Genomic DNA, 22774 nt, shown 5'->3' with positions numbered 1-22774 from the left:
CAAAAAAATAAACGGGTAGTAAGTAGTAAAACTTCTTTGATAAAGAGATGTTATAGGTAAACTATGAAAAGCAATAAATTGTTAGGATATAGAAAATAAAAATCCTTATCAATCTTGTTTTAAACTGATAAGGATTCTTTTTTACTTTCTTAATGATGTCATTGGGACTTCTTCAATCTCTACCCACATTTTCAAATCTTGAATTGGTCTTTTTCTTTTATCTACCTTCTGATTTGAAAGGCTATCAATAATATCAAGTCCATCAATTACCTGTCCGAATACAGTATATTTTTGATCTAAAAAAGGTGCACCGCCAACAGAAGTATATTTCTTCATTTCTTCTTTATTTAATCGGTCTACCAATTTTACTTTATATTTCTTCTCCATTAATGGAATACATTTTTTCATTAATCTTTTCTGACCTTGAACATCCTCTCTTTCATTCAATGTTGCATAGGCAGTTGCAATATTCGCATATTCGGGATCTTCTATTAAGGCACTAAAATATTTATTTACTTTACTATAGTCAGTTCTAGTTTCTAAAAGATCCTTCTTTCTGTATGCTCTACCTTGAACTATATAAAACTGACCTGCATTAGATTCTAAATCTGGATTAACATTATCTCCTTTTCTAGCCATTGCTAAAGCCCCTTTCTGATGAAAATGTGTTTCCGTAATTTCTGCAGGCAATATATAATCTAAACCTCCCTGTCCTAAACTTTCACCCTCAGATGCAAATCGAGAATCAGGGTCTCCTCCCTGAATCATGAAACCTTTTATTACACGATGAAACAATAAACTATCGTAATAATGCTGCTTAGCTAGTTTAATAAAATTCTCTTTATGAATAGGTGTATCATCAAATAAAACCACCTGCATACTACCGTATTTTGTATGTATTTTCACAAGGAAATCATCTCCTTCATTCTGCACTTTAGTAGTCACTATTTTCTCCCTTTCCCAGTCTCCATCTCCACCATCGTTACATGAGAATAAAACAAAAGCTAACCCACACAGTATCAATAATGAAGGTATTCTATTTTTTTTGTATTTTTTTTGCACAATTATATACCAATTTGTGTTAAATTCACGTTTAATTAATAACAAGTACAAACTCACTTTTTAAATCGCACTTCTAGTAAGTTATTTTTATGTTATTGTATTGTAAAGGTAAGGACTATATAATTGCTATACATAATCGACTCTACCTTGTTACATAAAAATAGAATCTTTGATATACCGATTTATGCATGTACTTAGACAATAAGAATAAGAACCAATAAGATTTAATCATGACGATGGCATTTACAAATGGCGTAGAGCAGCCAACGGTACAAAAAGCGATTGTGGTTGATGATAATATTATCAACGCACATTACCTCAAGAAAATGTTAACTGATGAAGGACTAGAAATAACTGTAATATCAGATACTTCTCAACTTTTCAAATTATCAAATGAGGTTGCCGTTAAAATGGTGTTTCTAAACGAAGAAACATTAGGGGGACAAATGAATGAGACAATTGATAGATTGTCACAAATATCTGAGGATACCAATCATTCTATTACAATAGTTGGTACAACACCTTATAGTTTAGAAGGTGCTCGTAAAAAATTACTAAGCATGGGTGCTGCTTATGCATTAAGTACTCCTATTTACAAAAATCATTTAGAAGAGATTATTAGAACCTCTACTAAAGAAAAAAATCCTTCCTAGTACACATTGTTCTAGAAAGGATCTTATTATATTTTACCGCTGCTCTTTTTAATTATAAAGAAGAGACTGGCATCTTACGGTCTACTTTTTTAACAAGACCTGACAATACTTTTCCTGGTCCACATTCAATAAATTCAGTAACACCATCAGCAATCATTGCCTGAACAATTTGAGTCCAGCGTACTGGAGCTGTTAATTGTGCAATTAAGTTTGCTTTAATTGTTTCCGGATCTGTTTGAGGCTTAGCATCTACGTTTTGGTAGATTGGGCATTTTGGCGTATTTAAAACTGTTTCTTCAATTGCCTTTTGTAATTCCTCTTTTGCAGGCTCCATAAAAGGAGAATGAAAAGCTCCTCCAACAGGTAAAGGTAATGCTCTTTTTGCTCCTGCTTCTTTAGCCACTTCACATGCTTTCTCAATTCCTTCTTTAGAACCAGAAATCACTAATTGACCTGGGCAGTTATAATTTGCTGCTACAACTCCATCAACACTATCACATACTTTCTCTACGTCTTCATCAGAAAGACCTAAAATTGCAGCCATAGTAGATGGATTCAGTTCACATGCTTTTTGCATAGCTGCAGCTCTTTTAGCTACTAATTTTAAAGCATCTTCAAAGTTTAATGCTCCACAAGCTACTAAAGCAGAAAATTCTCCTAAAGAATGACCTGCAACCACGTTTGGTGTAAACTCATCTGCACATAAAGCAGTAATTACAGAATGTAAAAAAACAGCTGGCTGAGTTACGTTTGTTTGTTTTAGTTCATCGGCAGTACCTTCGAACATCACATCTGTAATGCGGAAACCTAAAATTTCGTTCGCTTTTTCGAAAAGCTCTTTTGCTTTCTCATTAGAATCATACAGATCCTTACCCATTCCAGTGAATTGTGCACCTTGACCAGGGAATACATATGCTTTCATAATACTATATTATATCTTATGGTTTTATTGCTGTTCTAAACACAGCAAAGATAATTTAAAATTAAGTGGTAAGAAATAGATGAGTATAATGATCTATCTCAACTTTTTACTAATTTTTAAGCAAAAAAAAAGCTCCAACATTTCTGTTGAAGCTTTGCTCCCCTTCTTGGACTCGAACCAAGGACCCTTTGATTAACAGTCAAATGCTCTAACCAGCTGAGCTAAAGGGGAATTTGAATTTGAAATATTTTTTTGCTCCCCTTCTTGGACTCGAACCAAGGACCCTTTGATTAACAGTCAAATGCTCTAACCAGCTGAGCTAAAGGGGAAGGAGATATTTCAAATTCGTTTTGCTTTTTAAGGGAGCGTTTTCCCTTGAAAGCGATGCAAAAGTAGGAGCATTTTTTGAATTTGCAAAATCCTTTTCAAAAAAAAGTATCAATAAATTTTAATTACATTGATTTTCAAGCAGAAAAAGTTCAAAAAAAGTTTTACTTTTTATTTTTGATCTTCCCAATACCCATTAATATCTTCTATATAATCCAAAATATCATTAACACCTTGACGGGTTTCTGAAGATGAAATAAACATTGGAGGACATTCTTCCCACTGCTTTTTTAACTGTCTTTTATAAATCGCTATATTTTTTGATGCTTTTCCTTGTCCTAATTTGTCTGCTTTTGTAAAAACAATAGAGAATGCTAATTGTTTTTCACCCATCCAGGCCATAAAATCTAGATCATTTTGTTGCGGCTCATGACGAATATCAACCAATACAAAAGTATTCATCAAGTTTTCTCTTGATGCAATGTACTTTCTAATCATTCGCATAAACTTCTCACGCTCCGTTTTACTAACTTGTGCGTAGCCGTATCCTGGCAAGTCACATAAATACCACTCTTCATTAATAATAAAGTGATTTATTAATTGTGTTTTACCTGGTGTTGAAGATGTTTTTGCTAATTTTTTTTGCCCTGTAATTGCGTTTATCAAAGATGATTTACCAACATTAGACCTACCAATAAATGCATATTCTGGAATTTTTGGTTCTGGGCATTTCTCAGCATCAGCATTACTCATCACAAAAACGGCTTCTTTAATTTTCATCTTTTTATATTTTTGATTCGAGAGCATTTTTTTGCTCAACGATAGAATTTCAAAGTTTTGAATCACAAAGTTAGAGAAAAGTGCTGTATTTCTGCTTTTTAACCCTTTAATAATGTTTATCAGATAGTTTATAAGTTATTTTCTACCCTCTGATTTACCTTTCTTCTTCTCAATATTTTTAAACCATCTTGTAATTCAAGGCACTTCATCAATCAAAATTCATAAATCTGATTACCTTTGTGGCAAACGCACGTCACCTTGTCGCTTCATTTTAGATGAAGAGGAAAGTCCGAGCATCAGAGAGCATCACACTTCCTAACGGGAAGGCACTCATTTATGAGTGACAGAAAGTGCCACAGAAAATATACCGCCCCTTGGGGTAAGGGTGAAATGGTGGGGTAAGAGCCCACCGCGTTTATGGCGACATAGATGGCAGGGTAAACCTTGTGAGATGAAAGACCAAATAGGTCTTACCACCCTTCGGGGATGAAGTTGCTCGCTTCATAGCTTTTGCGGGTAAGATGGGTAGGTCGATGGAGCCTATGAGCAATTGTAGGCCTAGATAAATGACAGGGACCACGTACTTTTTCTTCGGAGAAAGATCACGGAGGTACAGAACTCGGCTTATAGACGTGCGTTTTTTCTTTTCTTTTTGAGAGCATTCCGACTCTCAATGCTAAATAACAGACATTTATTATTCTTAACTAAAGCCTAACCTTTCTATGGTTATCTTTGTCTGCATCATTATTAATCAAAATTTTCTGTTCAAAATGAGAAATTTATTTGTTCTTGTAGCATTACTTTTTAGCACGATTCAGGTTCAGGCTCAAAAATTAGATTTTAAATCTGTCAACGACCTTTATCAATTTATGGACTACAATAACAGTCCTAAACAATTAGTAAGTGCACACAGAGGAGGACCTTACCCTGGATACCCAGAAAACTGTATTCCTACTTTTAATCATCTTACAAAAAACGTTTATGCCCCAGTTATAGAATTGGATGTAGAAATGAGTAAAGACAGTGTATTGTTTTTAATGCACGATAATGAATTAGGAAGAACAACTACGGGTAATGGGTCTGTTAGAAATTACACTTGGAAAGAGTTACAGGATATCCGTTTAAAAGACGATGAAGGCACCCTAACAAAATACAAATTTGATACTTTTGATAAAGTCTTGAAATGGACAAAGAAAGGAAAAGCTATTCTTACAGTTGATGTAAAGCGTGGTGTACCTTTCGAAAAAGTTGTTGCAGCAATCCATAAAGCACAAGTAGAAAAATATGCTGCTGTTATTACTTACAATTGGGAAGATGCTAAACTAGTTCACAAATTAGCACCAGAATTAATGATTTCGGTAACAATTATGGACGATAAAGGATGGGAAGCTGCAAAAGCATCTGGTATTCCATTTGATAGAATGATTGCATTTACTGGAGTAAAATTAGCAGATAAATCATTATTTGATAAATTACACAAAGAAGGTATTTATTGTATTTCTGCCACTTTCCACACTTCTGATAAAGAAACTGAAGTTGCAAAAAGACAGGCTGAATACAAAGCCGCTTGGGATTTAGGTGTTGATATTATTGCAACTGATTTACCTATTGAGGCGAATCAAGCTAACAAATAAAAAAAAGCTGTTCCGGGAGAAACTCTCGGAACAGCCTGCTTTAAAATTCACTCTTTTATTGTTCTAATTCAAAACTTTCAACTAATTAATTGTAAGTAGACTTACTTGGTTACTATTCAATTTCTTTTCTATGTTTTACTCTAAAAACACCCTTAATGTTATCCTCAACTTTTTTAGAGATGTAGGGTTTCTATCTAATTTTAATTGATGATATATCTTCCATTATAAATAACACTACTTCGTCTTCACTTTTATTCCTTTTCTTTGGTCTTAAACTCTTTACTTAATGTATTAAATCAGAAAACTGTGAGAAGTGAAATAACCTTACATTGTACTTCTTTTCACCTTCTTAAAAACAAAAAAAACTGCTCCTTTTCTACAGAAGCAGTTTTCATAAAATTCTGATGTATATATCTTTTTAATTTACAATTACTTTATTTTTTGTTCTCTCTGTACCAGAAGAAATAACAACATAATACATACCCGTTGTTAAATTGTTAGGTAAACTAAATTGGTGTAAATAAGCTTCTGTTTTAATATTATTCAAGTGCTCTTCTATTAGAATATTTCCTTGCTGATCATAAAGTTGAATTTCAATTTCTCTTTGGTAACTCATTAAACCATTAATTACAATATTTGTAGCATTTGCACTAGAAGATATATTATTAGGATATACTTTAGTAATCATTTTTTCTTCCTTGTAAAGTGAGGTCACTTTTAAAGGACCAAAAGATTCATTTACTCCATCAAAATCATATTGAATAAGTTTATAATACGCCAGGTTTAAAGGGTGTTCATCTACATAAGCATAGTCAATAGCATAATTACTATTTCCTCCTTCACTATCTATTTTTGCAAGTAAATTCCAACTTTTATTATCTGTAGATCTCCAAATCTCGAAATGAGAATTATTTATTTCAGTAGCCGTTGTCCATTCTAAAGCTACACTATTGTCTTCTAAATTATATGCTTCAAAACTTACTAATGTAACTGGAAGATCTTCTGAGTTACTTGTAATTGTTATTTCTGGAATTGACGCAATCCTTTGATTTGAAGTCAATAATTCTCCAGTTCTTCCTGAAGAACTTCCTTCTGCTACAAATTCAATGGTAATTTTTCTTTCTATATCAAAATAAGTTTGAATAGCACTTACCTTTTCAGGATCTATTATTTTTTTATTTTGACCATTCTTATGGTATTTGGCTAATTCTTTTTTAACGTCGTTATCTTTAATCTGCCACTTAATAGAATGTAGAGCATCTTCTAAATCTTGTAAACTATAAATTACTTTACCATTTAACTTATTTACTTTTAACTCATCCGCTAAAAAACCTTCTGATGATGCTACTCTAACTTCTTTACCAAACCATCCTGTAGCAGCAGAAACATGGATACCTGTCATTATGGTTGTAGCAATATCTTTAGCATCAAAATCTGAATGAGCAGATACACTATCTGATTTAAAGAAATCTGCAATATGGCTATTTGTAGAATATGTAATACTTAATGTTGAAGAGAAAGGGCCATCCGGATCTACATTATTTTCTAATGGAACCGAATCAAAATCATTTCCACTGTTGTCTATATCAATAGATCCATTAATAAACATTCTATTTCCACCAGAACCATTACTATAACCAAAATCTGCATTACCGCCAATATGCAATTTACCTGTACTACCAACAGTAAATTCTACATCATCTGATACCTCTTTATCATATGCAACAACATACGCTGGTGAACATAAAAAACAAGAGTTCACATCAAAAGTTTCAATATTTCCAGATACAATTAATTCTCCATTAACAGTTAATGTAGAGTTGGAGTTTAATTCAAGAGAGCCGTTTATTATTAAAGTTGCTCCTTCATTAATAATCAAATCTATTCCATTATTATCTAAAAAATAGCCGCCTTGAAAACTTACACTATTTGATGATAAATCAAGAGTTCCTCCCTCTCCGACATCAATAACTACGGTACCATTTGATATTATAAGTTGTCTATTTGATGTATTACTTTCCAAAATAATACTACTTCCTGAACCACAAGATGCTGAAGATGAAAATGTAACATTTGAATTAAAATTAGTAACAAGGTCATCACATTGTCCATATGTATTTAGTGAAAACACTCCTAAAATTAGACACAATAAAAAAGGGGTATTAAGCTTCATGATAATAATTTTTGATGATAATTAGTTGTTGGTCATTTTAAGATATGATAGTAACTTATATTGTCTGTACGTTTTACAATACAGCTATGTTCGTTTGTCTAAAAGTTCGATTGTAGGTTATATCAAAAATGTAATTAAACTACTAAATAATGAAATCATCTATTAAAAAACTTACACATTACTATTTCAAAAAAACAGTTCCATAGCATACTAAATCTAATAAAATGTATATTTCTATTAAGAAAACATCATTTATCTTACATAAAACACAAAAAGGCCACCCTCTATAAAAGAAGGTAGCCTTACTACTATGTTCTACCGATAATTACCTAATTATAATTTTATTTCTTGCTATTTCCTTACCCGATTTCACTACAACATAATACATTCCCGAAGGTAGGTTTGAGGGTAAATCGAATGGTTTTACAAATGCTTCTGAAAGCAAATTATTACTTGCTTCTTTTAGTATTAAATTCCCAGATTTATTATAAACATTAATCTCTAAATTATTTCCAATTGATAAACCTTCTACTAAAATTTGTACTTTCTGATCTCCAATAATATCATTAGGATAAATTTTAGATGTAAAAGCTTGTCCTACTTCTTTAGAAAGGTTCACTTTAATAGGCCCAAAAATTTCTGTTATTCCATCAAAATCTACTTGATGCAATCTATAATATGCTTGCGGTAATGGAAACTCATCAATAAAATCATAATAAATAAGAACGTTTGAATTACCTGCTGCTTCTACTCTATCTAATGTTTCCCAATTCTTATTATCTACAGAACGTTGTACCTCAAAATGAGACGCATTTTGTTCTGAAGCCGTACCCCATTCTAAAAGTACGGTGTTGTCTTCTGTTGCATTTGCTGTAAACTGTGTAAGTGTTACCGGAAGGTCGCCTGAGTTACCATTAACAGACACATCTGGTACAGACATCATTCTACTATTTGAATGGTGTCTACTATCCAATACATGCCCATCGTTATCATCGACAAACACTACCTGAATTGTTCTAGAAGAATCTGTAAAGTAAGAGTAAACATCACTTAGTTTCTCTGCATCCATATCTTTTGACCTTAATAAAGAATCTTTTTCAGAACGATGGTATTTACCTAATTCAGCTTTAATATCAGCATTATTTATTTTCCAAATAACAGAATGTATTACATTTTCTAATTGTGCGATAGATGTTATCGTTACATTCTCGACATTAGAAGTATCTAGTTCAGTACGATCAAAACCTTGAAATAAAAATTGTATTTCTTTCCCATACCAACCAGAAGCTTTATCTATTTGTAAAGAATCTAATAATTTTGAACAAAAGCTTTCTGCCCCTTCAGTATAAACTCCATCAACATGTTGATCTTTATTAAAAAAGTCGATTGTAATTTCTGAAGTCTCCACACTAGATTTTTTAAAGGTAATTGAGGGAGTTCCGAAAGGGTCTGATCCTACATTAGCAGTTGAAAAATTACCAGACTTGCTTCTATTATCTAGTTCCTCCCCTATATAGATATTTGCAGAGTTTACACTAGAAGATCTTCCAAAATCTGCACTACCCGAGACTGCAATCATCCCTGAAGCTCCTACTTCTATAGCAATATTATCTGTACCTGCATCTGATAAAAAATCATTAGTATCAATATTTCCTGTTACTTTTAAAGTTCCGTTAATTGTTAAACTTGATTTAGTATTTAAATATAGGTTCCCATTTATCGTTAATGTATCTCCATCTGCTACTGTAATATTCACTCCATAATTAGGTGTCAAACCACTCCATGATCCAGTCCAAAAAGTTAAAGTGTTATTATCCATATCAATTGTTACAGCAATATTGCTCCCATTACTGTTAACTTCTATCTTTCTATCACTACTGTTACTTTCTAATGTTAAATTATTATTTATTATACATTCTGTTGAAGTAGTGAAACTAGCATCTGAAGTAAAATTTGTCACTAAGTTTGAACATTGTCCATAACTTAATTGAGTAAGACTACATAATATTCCAAGTAACAGAAAGAGGTAAAAACGTTTCATAATATTCTAGGTTTTAACAGTAAAGATGATAGTCAATTCATCTTGGGTTTTTCTTTTAGCTACCATACTTAGATGGTTTAAGATAGTTACGGTAAATACTGTAATGAGTTAATTTTAATAATGAAGTTGAGCGTAGGTTTTAACAACAAAAACAATTGAAATAGGTAATTATTATCCACTTCTTACGTTTTATCAAACTTGTATTATTTGAAGCGAATGAAGAATTTCATTGTACTTAACTAAGAAATACATCATTTATAACTTTGGTAATGTATTTATCTTACATCATATAAAATAAAATATTTCTTGCATTTTTTTAAAAAGAAAGGGCAACCTATTGTTACATAGATTGCCCTCATATTTATATATTTTTAGTTTCGTTATTTCATCAATAATTTTTCTTTTACTACTTCTTTTCCAGACTGTACAACTACATAATACATGCCTGTCCCTAGTCTATCAGAAATTTCTAAAGGCATTAATAACGATGACGAAGAAATTTGTTCTTGTTTATCTTCATAAACTAAATGCCCATGAGCGTTGAATACCTTAATAGAAAGGTCTCCACCTTCTTGTACACCAATTGCTTGCAACTGAATTTTCTCTCCTTTTTGAGCATGATTTGGCATTATCACAACTTTAAAGTTTTCTTCAACGCCATCTAATTTCACATATAAAGGACCAAAATATTCATTCGCTCCATCAAAATCTACTTGATGTAAACGGTAGAATGCTTTTGCTATAGGTGCTTCATCTATAAACTCATATAAGATTGCTGCATTAGAATTACCTGCTGCTTGTACTGTACCTAACGTTTTCCAGTTTTTTCTATCTATTGAACGCTGAATATCGAAGTGAGACGCATTTTGCTCTGAAGCTGTTTCCCATTCTAAAGCTACTGTGTTGTTTTCTATGAAAGATTCGAAGTAGGTTAGGGATACTGGGAGACTAATATCAGTACAAGCTAATTCTGGACTCGAATTACTATTTAATTTTGTACAATCAAAATTAAATATTTCATCAACTTGATCAGCAGTTACTGTTCCTGAATTAAAATCACCTCCTAAATCTATAGTACCACTTCCTCTTAGCTGTAAACCTGGATCATTAACTTCAATAAAACATAAACAACCGAAATTGAATTCGTTATCAACTTCAGGTCCACCTATATTTTGATTTGCATCTCCTCCAGATCCAGCAGTATCTGAGATACTTAAATCACCAGTAATAATTAAAGTTCCATCAATTTGCATATCTGATTGGTCCGAGATATTTAAGTCTCCATCTATCGTTAATGTACCACCTTCTTCGATTACTATTTCTACATAAGAAAATAAAATTTGATTAGCTTTTAAAACAACTATTGCTCCATCTCTAACTGTTAAAGTTCTCTGAGTAAATGATGTTGATCTAAATGCTATATTATCAGTACCTGCATCTAATGAAGATACAAGATCATAATCATTATTAATTCCATCAGTCGCTGCAGTTTCAAAAAGTGACCCGACTATACTTTCACCATCAGCGTAAATATAATCTCCATTTGGTAAATCAGCACCAAAAGCATTCCCAAGACAAATAAAATTAAGTATAAGAACAATAAATAAGTTACAGTAAAATTTAGTCATCGTATAGTAGTTTAGTTACTACAGTTAGAATTGGTTATTTCTGAAACTTGCAGTAAAATGAATAGATTTAATTAAGCGAAAGAATAAACAAAGTAAGTCGCTTTTTTAATTTAAAAAATATAAAACAAAATACCATACCAAATAGTTCTATTCTAAGTAAAAAGTGTACTATATTCCTTTAATAATCAAAAAAATGACAACTTTAACTTATTACTCTCTTTGATAAGTCCTACTAAGTCTACTTATCTTTATTTTTTTTACAGGAAAACAACACACTATTAACTAATTATATCTACGGTATTGATTTAAAATCTTGTACTATTTACGCATGAAATTTATCATATTCATTCTTCTTCAATTTGTTTATTTGATATAACCAGTTATATATTTTTTACAAGTTATTGGCAATCTGTAGAATCATAATCAACGTATAAATTTCTAGAATAAAATGCTTATACAGTACCTAACGTAACTCAGGGTTTATCTAAAAAAAGACATAAAAAAACCACACAACTATTAAATTGTATGGCTCTAATATATTTTTATTCTAATAATTATACTTTTTCAGAAGCTAACATTACAGTGTATCTCATAACGAGGTAAGATATCAATACTCCAGATCCTACGGCTTCCATGCACAAACCAAGAAATAATTTCCCGGTTGTAATATATGCTCCATGAAGTGCATATTCTTGTAAGTAACTTAAAAATTCTGGCTCTATAAAAGTGAGATATACTACCATAAATAAAGCAAAAGGGATTGCACCAATTAGAGTAGTTCTCATACCTTCTACAAACCCTGATACATAACCGAAATTTTCTGGTGATGCTTTTTGATATTCTTTTAATGCATAAAAAACACCTGTAGAATGTATAATAAAATTCAGGGCTCTTAACTCAATAATATGGTATAGGTTTAGGAACTTCATGATGGCAAAAAGTAAAAAATAACCCAAGAACATCAATGTTCCGTATTTGATTGCTATTTTCATGATAGTAGGTTTAAGGGTGAACGATTGTGGACTACCCTATTATAACTAAATGGCTATCAAGTTGTTTAATAAATCGCGTTATTTATTTTGAAACGAGTAATTTAAATACTTCACTTTCTTTACCGATGTTCACTTTTACAAAGTGTAATCCTTGTCTCAACATAGTAGTATCGATAGTCTTTATAGAACTTCCTATTTCAGCTTCATGTTCAATAGCTAAAATTAATTTACCTTTGGTATCAAAAATAGTAATTGAACAGGTTTCTTTAAATTCCATTCCTTCAACTAAAATAGATAGTTTTTCTGATGAAGTAATTGGGTTAGGATAGGTACTAATTTTTAAATTTGAAGAATTGTTTTTAATCTGTAAAGGACCGAAAATTTCTACTACTCCATCTAAATCTATTTGATACAAACGGTAGTATACTTCCCTTAAATTGCCAATATTATCATTCACTTGGTAAGTAATTGATACATCTGAATTTCCTTGTGCTTTAACACGTTCAATGGTTTCCCAGTTTTTTTTATCAGTAGATCGTTGTACATCAAAGTAAGCACTGTTTACTTCAGAAGCCGTAGTCCAATTTATTGCTACTACTTCTTCTGTTTTAGTTACATTAAATGCAGATAATTCTACAGGTAAACTGAATGATGGAAAATAGGCAAGAAAATCATCATCTGTTGGAGAAACATAAGTGTAATCATCATCTCCAAAGATATGAATTGATGTTATCGTTCCTCCTGCTCTAACCACATCGTGATCTACCGCTGATCCTGTAATATTAATATTTCCACCTACTTTTATACTAGATCCTGGCTGATTTGCTGCAGCTCCAGCAATTGTTACATTACCATAGACATAAATATAACCATGGTTTGTAAAGCTACCTCCTACATTTAAATTACCTCTTATAACTAAGATTTCACCATTTTTCACTGTCAAATTACCAGTAGTTTCATAAGTATAGGTTACATCTAAATCTATAATTAATGTCCCACTTTTTACATTCAAAGAGGATACTGAAACATCCGAATTGATAGTATAAGTACAGGTTTCTGTCCAATCTCCTTGAGGAACACCACTACACTGTGCAAAAATATTTGATGTACATAATAATCCAAGAGCAGCTATGCATACAATAGTTCGTATTAAGTATAATTTCATTATAGTAAGTAAGAGCGTGAGTTTATATTACTGAGTTCATATAAATAAAGAGTGCTCTAATTCACTTGTAACTATCTTTTTTATAAAAAAACTTAAGAGTACAAAAAAATCCTTGATTATCAATAAATATATTCATTGACTATCAAGGATTCTAATTCTAAACGCTATGTTTTATGCTAATTCTAAAAGCAAACTATCCAATTTTGCTAAGAAAGCATTTATTTCTTCTTCAGCTGTATCAAAAGAACACATTAAACGCACTTCATGAGTTTGTTCATCCCATACATAAAATGGAGACTGTTCTTGTAAAGCAGGTATAATCTCTTTGGGCATAATGGCAAAAACACCATTTGCTTCAACCTCTTGTGTTATTTTAACTCCAGTAACTTTACTTAAACCACTTGCTAATTTTTGTGCCATTTTATTTGCATGTTTGGCGTTACGTTCCCAAAGGTCTGTTCCAAATAAAGCAACAAACTGTGCACTAATAAAACGCATTTTAGAAAGTAATTGCATACCTTGTTTACGAACGTACTTGTAATTTTCTGAAATGGTTGTATTAAAGAAAATAACTGCTTCGCCAAACATCAAACCATTTTTAGTACCTCCAAACGATACAAAATCAACTCCTGTATCTAACAACATTTCTTTAAAAGAAACACCTAAAGATACCGCTGCATTACTTATTCTTGCACCATCAACATGTAATAAAAGTCCATTCTCGTGAGCGTAATCCGCTAGTGCTTTAATTTCTTCACATGTATAAACAGTTCCGTATTCTGTAGCCTGTGTAATTGAAATTACTTTTGGTTGCGACCAATGTTGTTCACCTAAATTCACCATAAAAGGTGCAATATCTTCTGGAGTTAGTTTCCCGTTTCCTTTTTCTACTGTTAGTAATTTAAAGCCACCAAATTTTTCAGGAGCTCCACATTCGTCAACATTAATATGAGCAACAGAAGAACATATTACAGCACCGTACGATGGACAAACAGATGATAATGCAGTAACATTAGCACCAGTACCATTCATTGTAAAATACACATCAATGTCTTCTCTAAACATTTCTTTAAACATTGTAACAGCAGCATCAGTACTCTCATCTGCTCCATAAGAACCTTGGTGAGCCCCATTTGCTTTTGCAATTGCTTCTATAATTTCTGGAGTTGTGCCTGAGTAATTATCACTTGCTAATGTCTTTTTCATATTATATATAATTTAAATAATGATTGGTATCTTAAATTAGGACTACTAGATTACTTCACTGAATTGCGAGTTTTCTGTTACTATAACATACAAAGTTATAAAACTGTCCAATCAAAACTCTCAATATTTGTTTATCATTTTTAATGATCGTAAACATCTCTCTTTTTAATTAGCTATCTAAATAAGTAAAACACTCTATAAGTTTTCTCATTTTTAATGAAGAACCTTATCGTAAAAACTATAGTTCAAGTATTACTTCTATATATTTTTTAGTAGATTGATTGTAAATCCAAAACTATAAGTTTATTGAGTACCAAAGGCTTTAATCTTTTAATTAACCAATTGAATACTAATTTTAATAATTACTCAATTACTTTCAGTTCTTTATTGTAAATCCCTACATTCAAAATTTATTTTATGAAAATTGTTATTCTATCCGGTAGTGTTCGTGATGATCGACATACACATGGAGTCGCTCTTCATTTATGCAAAAGGCTTTCTGAAGTTGCCAATGTTGAAGCTGAAGTTATTGATTTAAAAGTATGGGCTTTACCTCCGCTTACAAATACATTACATGAGAACTCTCCAAGTAATGTAAAAAAACTAGGTGCTATTTTAGACAAAGCCGATGGGATAATTTTTGCTTCTCCAGAATACAACGGAAGTTATTCTTCTGCTCTAAAAAATGCTATAGATTTCTATCCTAAAGGTACCTACCAACGCAAACCAATTGGAGTAGTAAGTGTTTCTGCTGGCGCTTTAGGGGGTATAAGAGCTGCACAATCGTTACAATTACAGATCTTAGCACTCATGGCTTATCCCATATACAGAATGTTAACTGTACCTATGGTTCAAAATAAAATAGATCAGAGTGGTCTTTTAATAGACCCCGAGTTCGAAAAAACAATGACAGCTTTTGTTGATGAATATTTATGGTTTACAGAAGCAATTGTTGCTAAGAAAAAGTAAGCATTAAAAAAGGAACGATAATTTAAAAATCGTTCCTTTTTTATTATGCTATCATCACTAACATTCTATGTTCTCCATCTCCAAAAAGAGGAAGCAGTAACATTGTTTTATTGATATTCTGCATTTTAATTTTCTCTTCAAATAGAGAAGCATTCTTTACAGATGAGCTCAATTTTTGTTTTTGTTGTTCTGATAAAAAGTCTGGAATATCAATCAATTTAATTGTTTTTAAATCTAAGTCATTAAAAGATTGATTCTCTCCAATTATAATACCTTCTTTATCTGTGAGTAATGATGGAAATGGGAGCTTTTCTAACCAACCGTCATTAGATAAATCAATTGAGTCATCTTGAAAAATTTGTTCAACAACAGAGAAATTATTTCCTTCTTGTTGCATTCTAAACAGTGTGTTTTTTGTTTTCTGACGCTCAATTTCTTGAGTTAACCCTTGCTCTCTTTCAACTCTATCTGTTACATCAAAAATTATAAATAAATATTTTAATGGAACATCTCCTTGGTAAACAACAGATGAAATTGAATTACCCCAAAATGCTCTACTTCTTGGAGTTGCATATTCTAACATTCTAGATCTCACTCCCTTTTCATTTGGATCAGAAAGTAAAGTAGAAATTGCCGTTTGATATGAAGTTGTTACCATATCTGCCACAGGAGTACCAATTACGTTTTCTAAAGACTTTCCAGTCCATTTTTCTACCATTGCATTCCCCTTAATCACACGTCCATTTAAATCGACTTCAAGTAACATACAAACATCATCCATGATTGTATTTCTTGTTATTAATTCATTTTGGAGTAGTAGGTGAGCATCTGATTCTGTAGATAATTTCTTTTCTAAATGCACTTGGTCCGTCTTATCAATCATATATAACATGATTTTTTGGACGTCCCCTCCTAAAGTTTTTAAAGGGAATAGATTTAGCTCACATATTTTTGTTATGCCATTTTTATCAACAAAAATAAAATCTTGTACAGCATCTGTTCCTGCCTTTATATCTCTTAGAATCCTTTTAAAGGAGCGTATATCTTTTGCATTCTCAAAGAACTCAACAATAGGCATATTTCTGTAATCCTTTCTTTTGAAACCTAGAAGGTCTGTAAAAGCAGAGTTTGCGGCTTTTATTTTACCATCTAAGTCTAAATCCAATACAGGATGATGCAATCCAAAGGCTGCTAAACGTTCTGCATTAGTAAGATCTTTTGCCTTCTGCTCGGTTGTAAATTCTGCAAATTGAATAATTTTATAAGGTTTACCATCGATACCAAATATTGGATTATAAGTACCGTTTAACCAAACTTCCATACCTCTTTTATTAATTCTGCAATACTCTCCAGAAATAAAAGAACCGTTTGATAAACTATCCCAAAGTAGTTTGTAACGCATAGAATTTACTTCATCTGTAGTTACTAATACACGTTCGTATTTACCTACGATGTCTTCTAATTTATACCCCATCACAGAGAGGTACATTGCATTGGCTGTTATAATTTTACCATCAAGATCAAACTCAATAATGGCCATCGTTTTACCAATAGCATCTAATATATTTTTATTCAGGTTAGATTCTTTAGATAACTCGTTCAGTTTTACACTTAATTTATCTTGTACCTCCTGCATTTCTTCGGTTTTACTAACCAAAGATTCTTCTTTAAATTTCAGGCTCTCATTCACCTCCATAGATTCTTTTAATAATCTACGAGTATTCTCATTCATCATATACACGGCAATAGCAGATCCAAAACGCTCACAAGCTGCATTTGCATATTCTTGCTCATGAGGAGATAACGATTTATATGATGCTATTTCTACCGCTCCATATACTTCATCTGAACCATGCACTACTGGTATAATAATAATACTACGTGGTGCAGCTTCGCCTAAACCAGAAGAAATTGCAGTATAATGTTCAGGTAAATCTTCTACATAAACATATTGTTTCTCTAGCATTACCTGCCCTACCAATCCTTCATCTGTAGAAATTTTTCTTTGCGGAAAACGTTTTTTACCATAAGCATAACTGGCTACCTGATTTACCACCTTATCAGAATCTTGATCTAATCTTAAGAAAACCCCACCTTGCAATGCTCCTAAATGTCTAGTTACAAAACGGACAAAGGCAAAACTCATTTCTTCAATAGAATCAAAATGCTCACTATTTAATGTTTCGGTGGTTCTTGCTAAACCTTCTGTAATCCATTTACTCACAAATTCTTCATTTGCAAGTTGAATCAACGTATCTCTTGCTTGATCATAAGATTCTGCAAGTTTTACATTTAAACCATCTGTATTGGCTTCAAAATCTTTTTCTCCAAGATGCTCAATTAACGTTGTAATTCTATTAAAATCATCTTCAAGGTTATTTACTCTTTTCTCAATAATTTTGATATCCCCAATATCAGACGAATCTTTTTCTCCAGAGAAATCCTCTAAGTTTTTACGTAATAACTTAACAGGAATCAATAAATTATTTCTAAAGAAAGCACCTTGTACTAGTAATAACATTACTCCTAAAATAACGAGTAAACCATTAAATATTAAGTTCTTTTCTTTCGTCTTCTTAATATTTTCTTCTAACTGAAAACGTGTTTCTCTATTGTGTAATAATAATGATGAATTTCTACGTTCTAAAAACTCAATTGCTTTACCAACCACATCACTATCTTCTCCTTCTTCTATTATTTCTCTTTTAGTTCTACCTCTTGCTAATTGATTTTGTGATCTTATTTGTAGTTCTACTGTAGTATTTGATTTAATACTAGCATCCCACATGATATCAATTTGAGCATAGTAGTCTTCAAATCTTTTTCTATATAAATCTAATGCATGCGTAAGGTCCGAATCTCCAATTGTAGATAGAACCATAATTCCTTGCTTATCAGAAGAAGTTATTTTATTTCCTTTTTCCATAGCAATTATCTGAGACAATACTTTATCCGCCTCTTGTTTTAATTGCAATAATGTTTTTCTATCTTCAGTACGGATATACTCTTTTGCACGTGTAGGGAAGTTGGCTATTTTATATTCTTGATTTAAAAGAATTTCTGACACTTCTCTTTTTTCACTTTGAGAGGAGCGAAGAAAGGAAACAAAACTCATTAATAAGAGTAAGTTGACTACTACTATAGTTGCGGTACCTCTGAACTCTGGACTTACTTTCATTTGTTCTTAATATTCTAAATAGGATTTTTTCCTAGATCAATTTAAAAATTTGAATGTGACGTAAATAATATCTACTATTTCCATCAATATTTTTAACAATTAACGTTAAAACACTGATAACCATCACTTTTTTATAAAATCAATAAAGCTAAATTGAGTTACAAATCAACCTAAAAATATGCCTTATCTCTTGTTACCCCTTCTTCGAATTGATCACTTTCTACCAATCGGCCTCGAAAAATGGATTGTTTTATTTACAGTAATCGTAGTGGTTATCTCCTTATTACGTGAATGGGGTAAACCTTCGACAATATTTTTTATAAGTGTCGTTTCACTTATGCTTTGTGGTATTGTTACTGCAGAAAACCTTTTAAAATCTATGAGTAACCCTTCAATAGCTACAATCATTGTGCTAGTTATTGTGACTACTCACCTTTATCATACATTCAATACAGAAGAGACTTTAAATAGTATTATTGGAAAATCGAAAGACCCAAAATTATTTTTATTAAAAATTACAACTTTTGCCGCCTTTCTATCTTCATTTACTAACAATACCCCTGTTGTTGCAGGTTTAACACCCTATGTTTACAACTGGTGTAAAAAAATGGGCGCACATCCTTCTAAACTATTGATACCACTTTCTTTTAGTACTATTCTTGGTGGTATGATTACGCTTATCGGTACATCTACCAATTTAGTACTCAATGGTTTTATAGAAACGAACAAACTACCGAGTTTAGCCTATACAGACTTCCTTTATTTAGGACTTTTGGTCACTTTTTTTGGTATTCTTTATTTAGTAACCTTTGGATACAATCTTTTACCAGAAAATAAAGAGGTTTTTGACGATGCAAAAGCCATTGCTCCAGAGTATTTAATGGCCTTAGAAGTACATCGCTCATCAAGAACTGTTGGTAAGAAAATAGTTAATACAAAAATTAGAGATTTTGAAGGTGCATACCTTATAGAAATACATAGAAATGGTGAAGTAATTACACCTATTCCAGATGAACTTATTGTTCGTCCTAAAGATCAATTGATGTTTATGGGACAGTCAGAAAATATTATGGTAATTGTAAATTCTGATATAGGATTAGATTTACCTAATCATGAAGATGATTCTAAAATTGTAGAAGCTGTAATCCCTGCCAACTCAGCATTATCTGGTAAAAAACTAAGTAAAATCAATTTTAAAGAAACTTATGATGTTGAATTAGTTGCCATCCATAGAAATGGGCAAAAAGTTACTGGTGAGCTAGATAAAATTAGTCTTCAGGCTGGAGATATGCTCTTAATATCAGCAGGAGATACTTTCTTTTCTAATATCAGTTTATATAAAGAATTTTATGTTTTATCTACCATAGAAAATAAAAAACCGACTATTAAGGAGAATCATAAATGGATATACCTTGGTTTCTTAGGCGTTTTAATTTTCTTAGTTGCTTCTAGTATTATCGAGCTTCTATCAGGTGCTATTTTCGCATTAGCAGGTTTATTATTAATAAAAGCAACTACTTTTGATGCTATAAATAAAGAACTAGACCTTGATTTAGTTGTTTTATTAATGTCGGCATTAACCTTAGGAGAAGCATTTATTAGTACAGGTGCTTCTCATATTGTCAGTACATTTTTTATTAAAGTTTTCTTACCGTTTGGTGTAATAGGTGTATTAATTGGACTATTCTTGGTAACAATTTTACTTACCTCTTTTGTTACCAATGTTGCTGCAATTGCTATCGCTTTTCCAATAGCTTATTCTTTAAGTCAACTATTAGAATTACCAAGTACTCCTTTCTTTGTAGCAATTGCTTTTGGTGCTTCTGCTGCATTTTTAACTCCTGTGAGTTATCAAACAAATTGGATTGTTTATGGCCCTGGTGGATATAGAACTAAAGATTTCATGAAGATAGGCTTACCTCTAATGGGTATTTATTGTACTATCTGTATTGCCTTTATCATTTTCTATTATGGTTTAATTTAAAAAGATACTTGAGGTAGTATACTTTGTAATTGATGTAGTAATATTCGTTCTCCTTTATACACTTTAATAGTATTGTTGATAATAATAAACCTCAAAAACTTCTCTTGCTCATCATTTTCAAAAAGCAATTGATAAACTCCTTCATCTTCTAAAGCCGATTCAGAAAAGTATTTACCTTGATTGATCGCACATAAATAATACTCGACTCCATCTACCTCTAACTTATTCTCAATATTAGATAAATCATCTGCTAAATGATACATATTAAGGTCGAATAAATAATGTATATTTTGTTCTTTAATCAGGTACATTTTAGACACAGAAGAATAATAGAAAAGGGAACTCTCTTCATCTAAAGCAAACTTTAAACTACTAAATCCATTTTCCCAATCAATCTGTGATATTGAATGAATTTGATAATCATCGCCTTGTAATGTAATCACTCCACGTTGCCTTATATCTTTAATATCTTGATTAAACAATTTAAAATATTGTCTATTTCTTTTAGGTTCTGCGATCTCCTTTTTTGAATATCCTTCGTACTCCCCCTCTAACTCATGTACATCAACGTCTAACTTCTCATGAATAATTACTTTAAGATCGTGGATTTCATGAAGACGCTCCGAAGAAAACTCAAGAATCTGTTTTGAAACTCTTTGTCTTCTGCCTACAATGGCAAAAAAACCATATTTATCTTCACCAGTTTTTTTGATAAAGAATTGTTCAATATCATCTACTTTAAAATCTTCGACATAAGTTATGTCTGGATTAGCATCATGATTACGTACCATTAAAGTCTCTCCAAGTATATAAAATTGGATACTAACCTCTTTATCCCCCAACTTATAAATTTTAAAAAAATCGAAGGCTATTATGCCTATTAGAATAATAGAAACGGCAGGAATTACTAAATACACCAAAGAAAATAATAATAATACCGCCCAAATTCCTAAGTGTATAAAATATAATTTCCTTTTAAAATCTTGACAAATTGAAGGAGCCAAAAATGCTTGAACATTTAAGATCGTCCCCCCTCTTCTTGTTTCTCTAATATTCATTTTGAAATGCTAGTTTACCGTGAGTGATTTCAATATTAATTTTACCGTATTTGCAGATTCTAAGGTAATCGGTTGATGCTAAAAACATAATATGCTCAACATTAACTTCTTCTTTTTCAAAATCTCTTTTAAAAAATTTACCCTTGTCGGAAGTTGCTTTTACAAATGACATATCTTCATACATTAGAGTTAAAGGAATTTCATCTAAATCAATACAATTATTTTTAATATATGGGGCTAGTAATTTTGAAAAATTGATACTCTTTTCAAGGTAATACTGGTCATTTACGACATAAATTTTGACATCGTCTGTTCCATTTGTTGCCCAAAGTGCATGATCAATTCTTCCTTTATTCCATTCATACTGAAATTTTCGTTCTATCAAATACTCCTCTGTATTTAATGTTATTGTTTCTTCTGAGGTATTTATTTCAATAGATTTTTTTGCTGTAAAAAAATCTTTTTGGATTCCCCTTTCATGGTATTCTCCATGAATATAATGATCTTCAATTCCTATAAATTGTTCTATATGTTCTTCTAACCTACGTCCTTCTTCTGATGGTAAGGAGTGCCTACCAAAACAACGTATATCATTATCCTCTTTTGTTCTTAAATAAAGTGTTACAAAAGGCTTCCCAAGTAAAGTTGAACGAGCAATATCTTTCTTTAAATAGAACTGAGCTATTTTACTAATAGGTAATTCTATTGAATGTCCTGATAACATTTTTAATCTAAAGGTATCTTCATCGCAATAAATTGTGGATGATCCATAAAGAAGAAAACATAACCCAATAAATACAGAGGTTAATACTACAGGGGATGCAATCAATAGAAGTATACTTACGTTTATTTTTGCTACTAATAATAATGATGAAAATACAAAAGCAGGTAAAAACACTTTTAGAGAATTATAAAGTATATTTTTAAAATACTTTTGTCCCCAAAAAATTCTTCCTTTTAAATAGGTGTTTGTTATTTCTAGCTTCATTTTTTAGTCAAATT

16 protein-coding genes, 2 tRNA genes and 1 other RNA gene are annotated in these 22774 nt (G+C 31.5%); 5 read left to right on the top strand and 14 right to left on the bottom strand.

Features of this window, described 5'->3' with window-relative positions:
* Positions 1 to 141 precede the first annotated feature (141 nt).
* On the bottom strand, positions 142 to 1062 hold the full coding sequence (locus KM029_RS14370; RefSeq protein WP_144073922.1) for a peptidylprolyl isomerase: 921 nt from the start codon (positions 1060 to 1062) through the stop codon (positions 142 to 144).
* Positions 1063 to 1292: 230 nt separating this feature from the next.
* Here KM029_RS14370 and KM029_RS14365 point away from each other — a divergent pair, with 230 nt between their 5' ends.
* The gene (locus KM029_RS14365) at positions 1293 to 1715 is read left to right on the top strand and encodes a response regulator (protein ID WP_144073921.1); all 423 of its coding nucleotides are present in this window, start codon (positions 1293 to 1295) and stop codon (positions 1713 to 1715) included.
* Positions 1716 to 1767: 52 nt separating this feature from the next.
* Here the strand turns inward: KM029_RS14365 and fabD are convergent, their stop codons facing one another.
* The 4 genes from fabD to yihA all read right to left on the bottom strand — a co-directional run bounded on the left by fabD (position 1768) and on the right by yihA (position 3744).
* Positions 1768 to 2637 carry an ACP S-malonyltransferase gene (gene fabD, locus KM029_RS14360; protein WP_144073920.1) on the bottom strand — a complete coding sequence of 290 codons (870 nt, stop codon included), beginning with the start codon at positions 2635 to 2637 and terminating at the stop codon, positions 1768 to 1770.
* Positions 2638 to 2794: 157 nt separating this feature from the next.
* Positions 2795 to 2868 (bottom strand) — tRNA-Asn (locus KM029_RS14355).
* A gap of 24 nt (positions 2869 to 2892) precedes the next feature.
* Positions 2893 to 2966: transfer RNA gene (locus tag KM029_RS14350), tRNA-Asn, on the bottom strand.
* A 169-nt stretch (positions 2967 to 3135) separates the two neighbouring features.
* Complete coding sequence (yihA, locus tag KM029_RS14345) at positions 3136 to 3744, bottom strand: ribosome biogenesis GTP-binding protein YihA/YsxC (protein ID WP_215586342.1); 609 nt, start codon at positions 3742 to 3744, stop codon at positions 3136 to 3138.
* A gap of 245 nt (positions 3745 to 3989) precedes the next feature.
* Between yihA and rnpB the strand changes: the two genes are divergently transcribed.
* Positions 3990 to 4387, top strand: an RNA gene (gene rnpB / locus KM029_RS14340) — RNase P RNA component class A.
* 127 nt (positions 4388 to 4514) lie between these two features.
* On the top strand, positions 4515 to 5378 hold the full coding sequence (locus KM029_RS14335; protein WP_158631065.1) for a glycerophosphodiester phosphodiesterase family protein: 864 nt from the start codon (positions 4515 to 4517) through the stop codon (positions 5376 to 5378).
* Positions 5379 to 5796: 418 nt separating this feature from the next.
* Here the strand turns inward: KM029_RS14335 and KM029_RS14330 are convergent, their stop codons facing one another.
* The 6 genes from KM029_RS14330 to KM029_RS14305 all read right to left on the bottom strand — a co-directional run bounded on the left by KM029_RS14330 (position 5797) and on the right by KM029_RS14305 (position 14583).
* The gene (locus KM029_RS14330) at positions 5797 to 7551 is read right to left on the bottom strand and encodes a T9SS type A sorting domain-containing protein (protein WP_144073917.1); all 1755 of its coding nucleotides are present in this window, start codon (positions 7549 to 7551) and stop codon (positions 5797 to 5799) included.
* A gap of 325 nt (positions 7552 to 7876) precedes the next feature.
* On the bottom strand, positions 7877 to 9592 hold the full coding sequence (locus tag KM029_RS14325; RefSeq protein ID WP_144073916.1) for a T9SS type A sorting domain-containing protein: 1716 nt from the start codon (positions 9590 to 9592) through the stop codon (positions 7877 to 7879).
* Between the two features lie 380 nt (positions 9593 to 9972).
* Positions 9973 to 11220 carry a T9SS type A sorting domain-containing protein gene (locus KM029_RS14320; RefSeq protein ID WP_144073915.1) on the bottom strand — a complete coding sequence of 416 codons (1248 nt, stop codon included), beginning with the start codon at positions 11218 to 11220 and terminating at the stop codon, positions 9973 to 9975.
* A 554-nt stretch (positions 11221 to 11774) separates the two neighbouring features.
* Entirely contained in the window at positions 11775 to 12212 is a 438-nt protein-coding gene (locus KM029_RS14315) for a DUF4199 domain-containing protein (protein WP_144073914.1), read from the bottom strand.
* A gap of 82 nt (positions 12213 to 12294) precedes the next feature.
* The gene (locus tag KM029_RS14310; RefSeq protein WP_144073913.1) at positions 12295 to 13377 is read right to left on the bottom strand and encodes a T9SS type A sorting domain-containing protein; all 1083 of its coding nucleotides are present in this window, start codon (positions 13375 to 13377) and stop codon (positions 12295 to 12297) included.
* A 171-nt stretch (positions 13378 to 13548) separates the two neighbouring features.
* Positions 13549 to 14583: a threonine aldolase family protein gene (locus KM029_RS14305; RefSeq protein ID WP_144073912.1), complete on the bottom strand. Its 1035-nt coding sequence runs from the start codon at positions 14581 to 14583 to the stop codon at positions 13549 to 13551.
* A gap of 417 nt (positions 14584 to 15000) precedes the next feature.
* Between KM029_RS14305 and KM029_RS14300 the strand changes: the two genes are divergently transcribed.
* Positions 15001 to 15552, top strand: a complete 552-nt coding sequence (locus tag KM029_RS14300; RefSeq protein ID WP_144073911.1) for an NADPH-dependent FMN reductase — start codon at positions 15001 to 15003, stop codon at positions 15550 to 15552.
* 43 nt (positions 15553 to 15595) lie between these two features.
* On the opposite strand, the gene KM029_RS14295 is transcribed toward KM029_RS14300, so the two are convergent.
* The gene (locus KM029_RS14295) at positions 15596 to 18730 is read right to left on the bottom strand and encodes a PAS domain S-box protein (RefSeq protein WP_144073910.1); all 3135 of its coding nucleotides are present in this window, start codon (positions 18728 to 18730) and stop codon (positions 15596 to 15598) included.
* A 178-nt stretch (positions 18731 to 18908) separates the two neighbouring features.
* Between KM029_RS14295 and KM029_RS14290 the strand changes: the two genes are divergently transcribed.
* Positions 18909 to 20714: an SLC13 family permease gene (locus tag KM029_RS14290; RefSeq protein ID WP_144073909.1), complete on the top strand. Its 1806-nt coding sequence runs from the start codon at positions 18909 to 18911 to the stop codon at positions 20712 to 20714.
* On the opposite strand, the gene KM029_RS14285 is transcribed toward KM029_RS14290, so the two are convergent.
* Together KM029_RS14285 and KM029_RS14280 are read right to left on the bottom strand one after the other, a co-directional pair.
* Positions 20711 to 21772 carry a hypothetical protein gene (locus tag KM029_RS14285; protein ID WP_144073908.1) on the bottom strand — a complete coding sequence of 354 codons (1062 nt, stop codon included), beginning with the start codon at positions 21770 to 21772 and terminating at the stop codon, positions 20711 to 20713. The genes KM029_RS14290 and KM029_RS14285 overlap by 4 nt on opposite strands.
* Positions 21762 to 22760 (bottom strand): hypothetical protein, encoded by a 999-nt coding sequence (locus KM029_RS14280; RefSeq protein WP_144073907.1) that lies wholly within the window; start codon positions 22758 to 22760, stop codon positions 21762 to 21764. Before KM029_RS14280 ends, KM029_RS14285 begins: the two co-directional genes overlap by 11 nt.
* Between the last annotated feature and the right edge of the window lie 14 nt (positions 22761 to 22774).

Source organism: Flammeovirga kamogawensis (assembly GCF_018736065.1).
Classification (GTDB): Bacteria; Bacteroidota; Bacteroidia; order Cytophagales; family Flammeovirgaceae; genus Flammeovirga; species Flammeovirga kamogawensis.
Note: the sequence above shows the minus strand (reverse complement) of the source record. Positions and strands in the feature narration are given on the sequence as shown.

Coding starts and splice junctions, on each gene's coding strand:
- KM029_RS14365 (WP_144073921.1), top strand. CDS start 1,293: ATGACGATGGCATTTACAAATGGCGTAGAGCAGCCAACGGTACAAAAA.
- fabD (WP_144073920.1), bottom strand. CDS start 2,637: ATGAAAGCATATGTATTCCCTGGTCAAGGTGCACAATTCACTGGAATG.
- yihA (WP_215586342.1), bottom strand. CDS start 3,744: ATGAAAATTAAAGAAGCCGTTTTTGTGATGAGTAATGCTGATGCTGAG.
- KM029_RS14335 (WP_158631065.1), top strand. CDS start 4,515: ATGAGAAATTTATTTGTTCTTGTAGCATTACTTTTTAGCACGATTCAG.
- KM029_RS14330 (WP_144073917.1), bottom strand. CDS start 7,551: ATGAAGCTTAATACCCCTTTTTTATTGTGTCTAATTTTAGGAGTGTTT.
- KM029_RS14325 (WP_144073916.1), bottom strand. CDS start 9,592: ATGAAACGTTTTTACCTCTTTCTGTTACTTGGAATATTATGTAGTCTT.
- KM029_RS14320 (WP_144073915.1), bottom strand. CDS start 11,220: ATGACTAAATTTTACTGTAACTTATTTATTGTTCTTATACTTAATTTT.
- KM029_RS14315 (WP_144073914.1), bottom strand. CDS start 12,212: ATGAAAATAGCAATCAAATACGGAACATTGATGTTCTTGGGTTATTTT.
- KM029_RS14310 (WP_144073913.1), bottom strand. CDS start 13,377: ATGAAATTATACTTAATACGAACTATTGTATGCATAGCTGCTCTTGGA.
- KM029_RS14305 (WP_144073912.1), bottom strand. CDS start 14,583: ATGAAAAAGACATTAGCAAGTGATAATTACTCAGGCACAACTCCAGAA.
- KM029_RS14300 (WP_144073911.1), top strand. CDS start 15,001: ATGAAAATTGTTATTCTATCCGGTAGTGTTCGTGATGATCGACATACA.
- KM029_RS14295 (WP_144073910.1), bottom strand. CDS start 18,730: ATGAAAGTAAGTCCAGAGTTCAGAGGTACCGCAACTATAGTAGTAGTC.
- KM029_RS14290 (WP_144073909.1), top strand. CDS start 18,909: ATGCCTTATCTCTTGTTACCCCTTCTTCGAATTGATCACTTTCTACCA.
- KM029_RS14285 (WP_144073908.1), bottom strand. CDS start 21,772: ATGAATATTAGAGAAACAAGAAGAGGGGGGACGATCTTAAATGTTCAA.
- KM029_RS14280 (WP_144073907.1), bottom strand. CDS start 22,760: ATGAAGCTAGAAATAACAAACACCTATTTAAAAGGAAGAATTTTTTGG.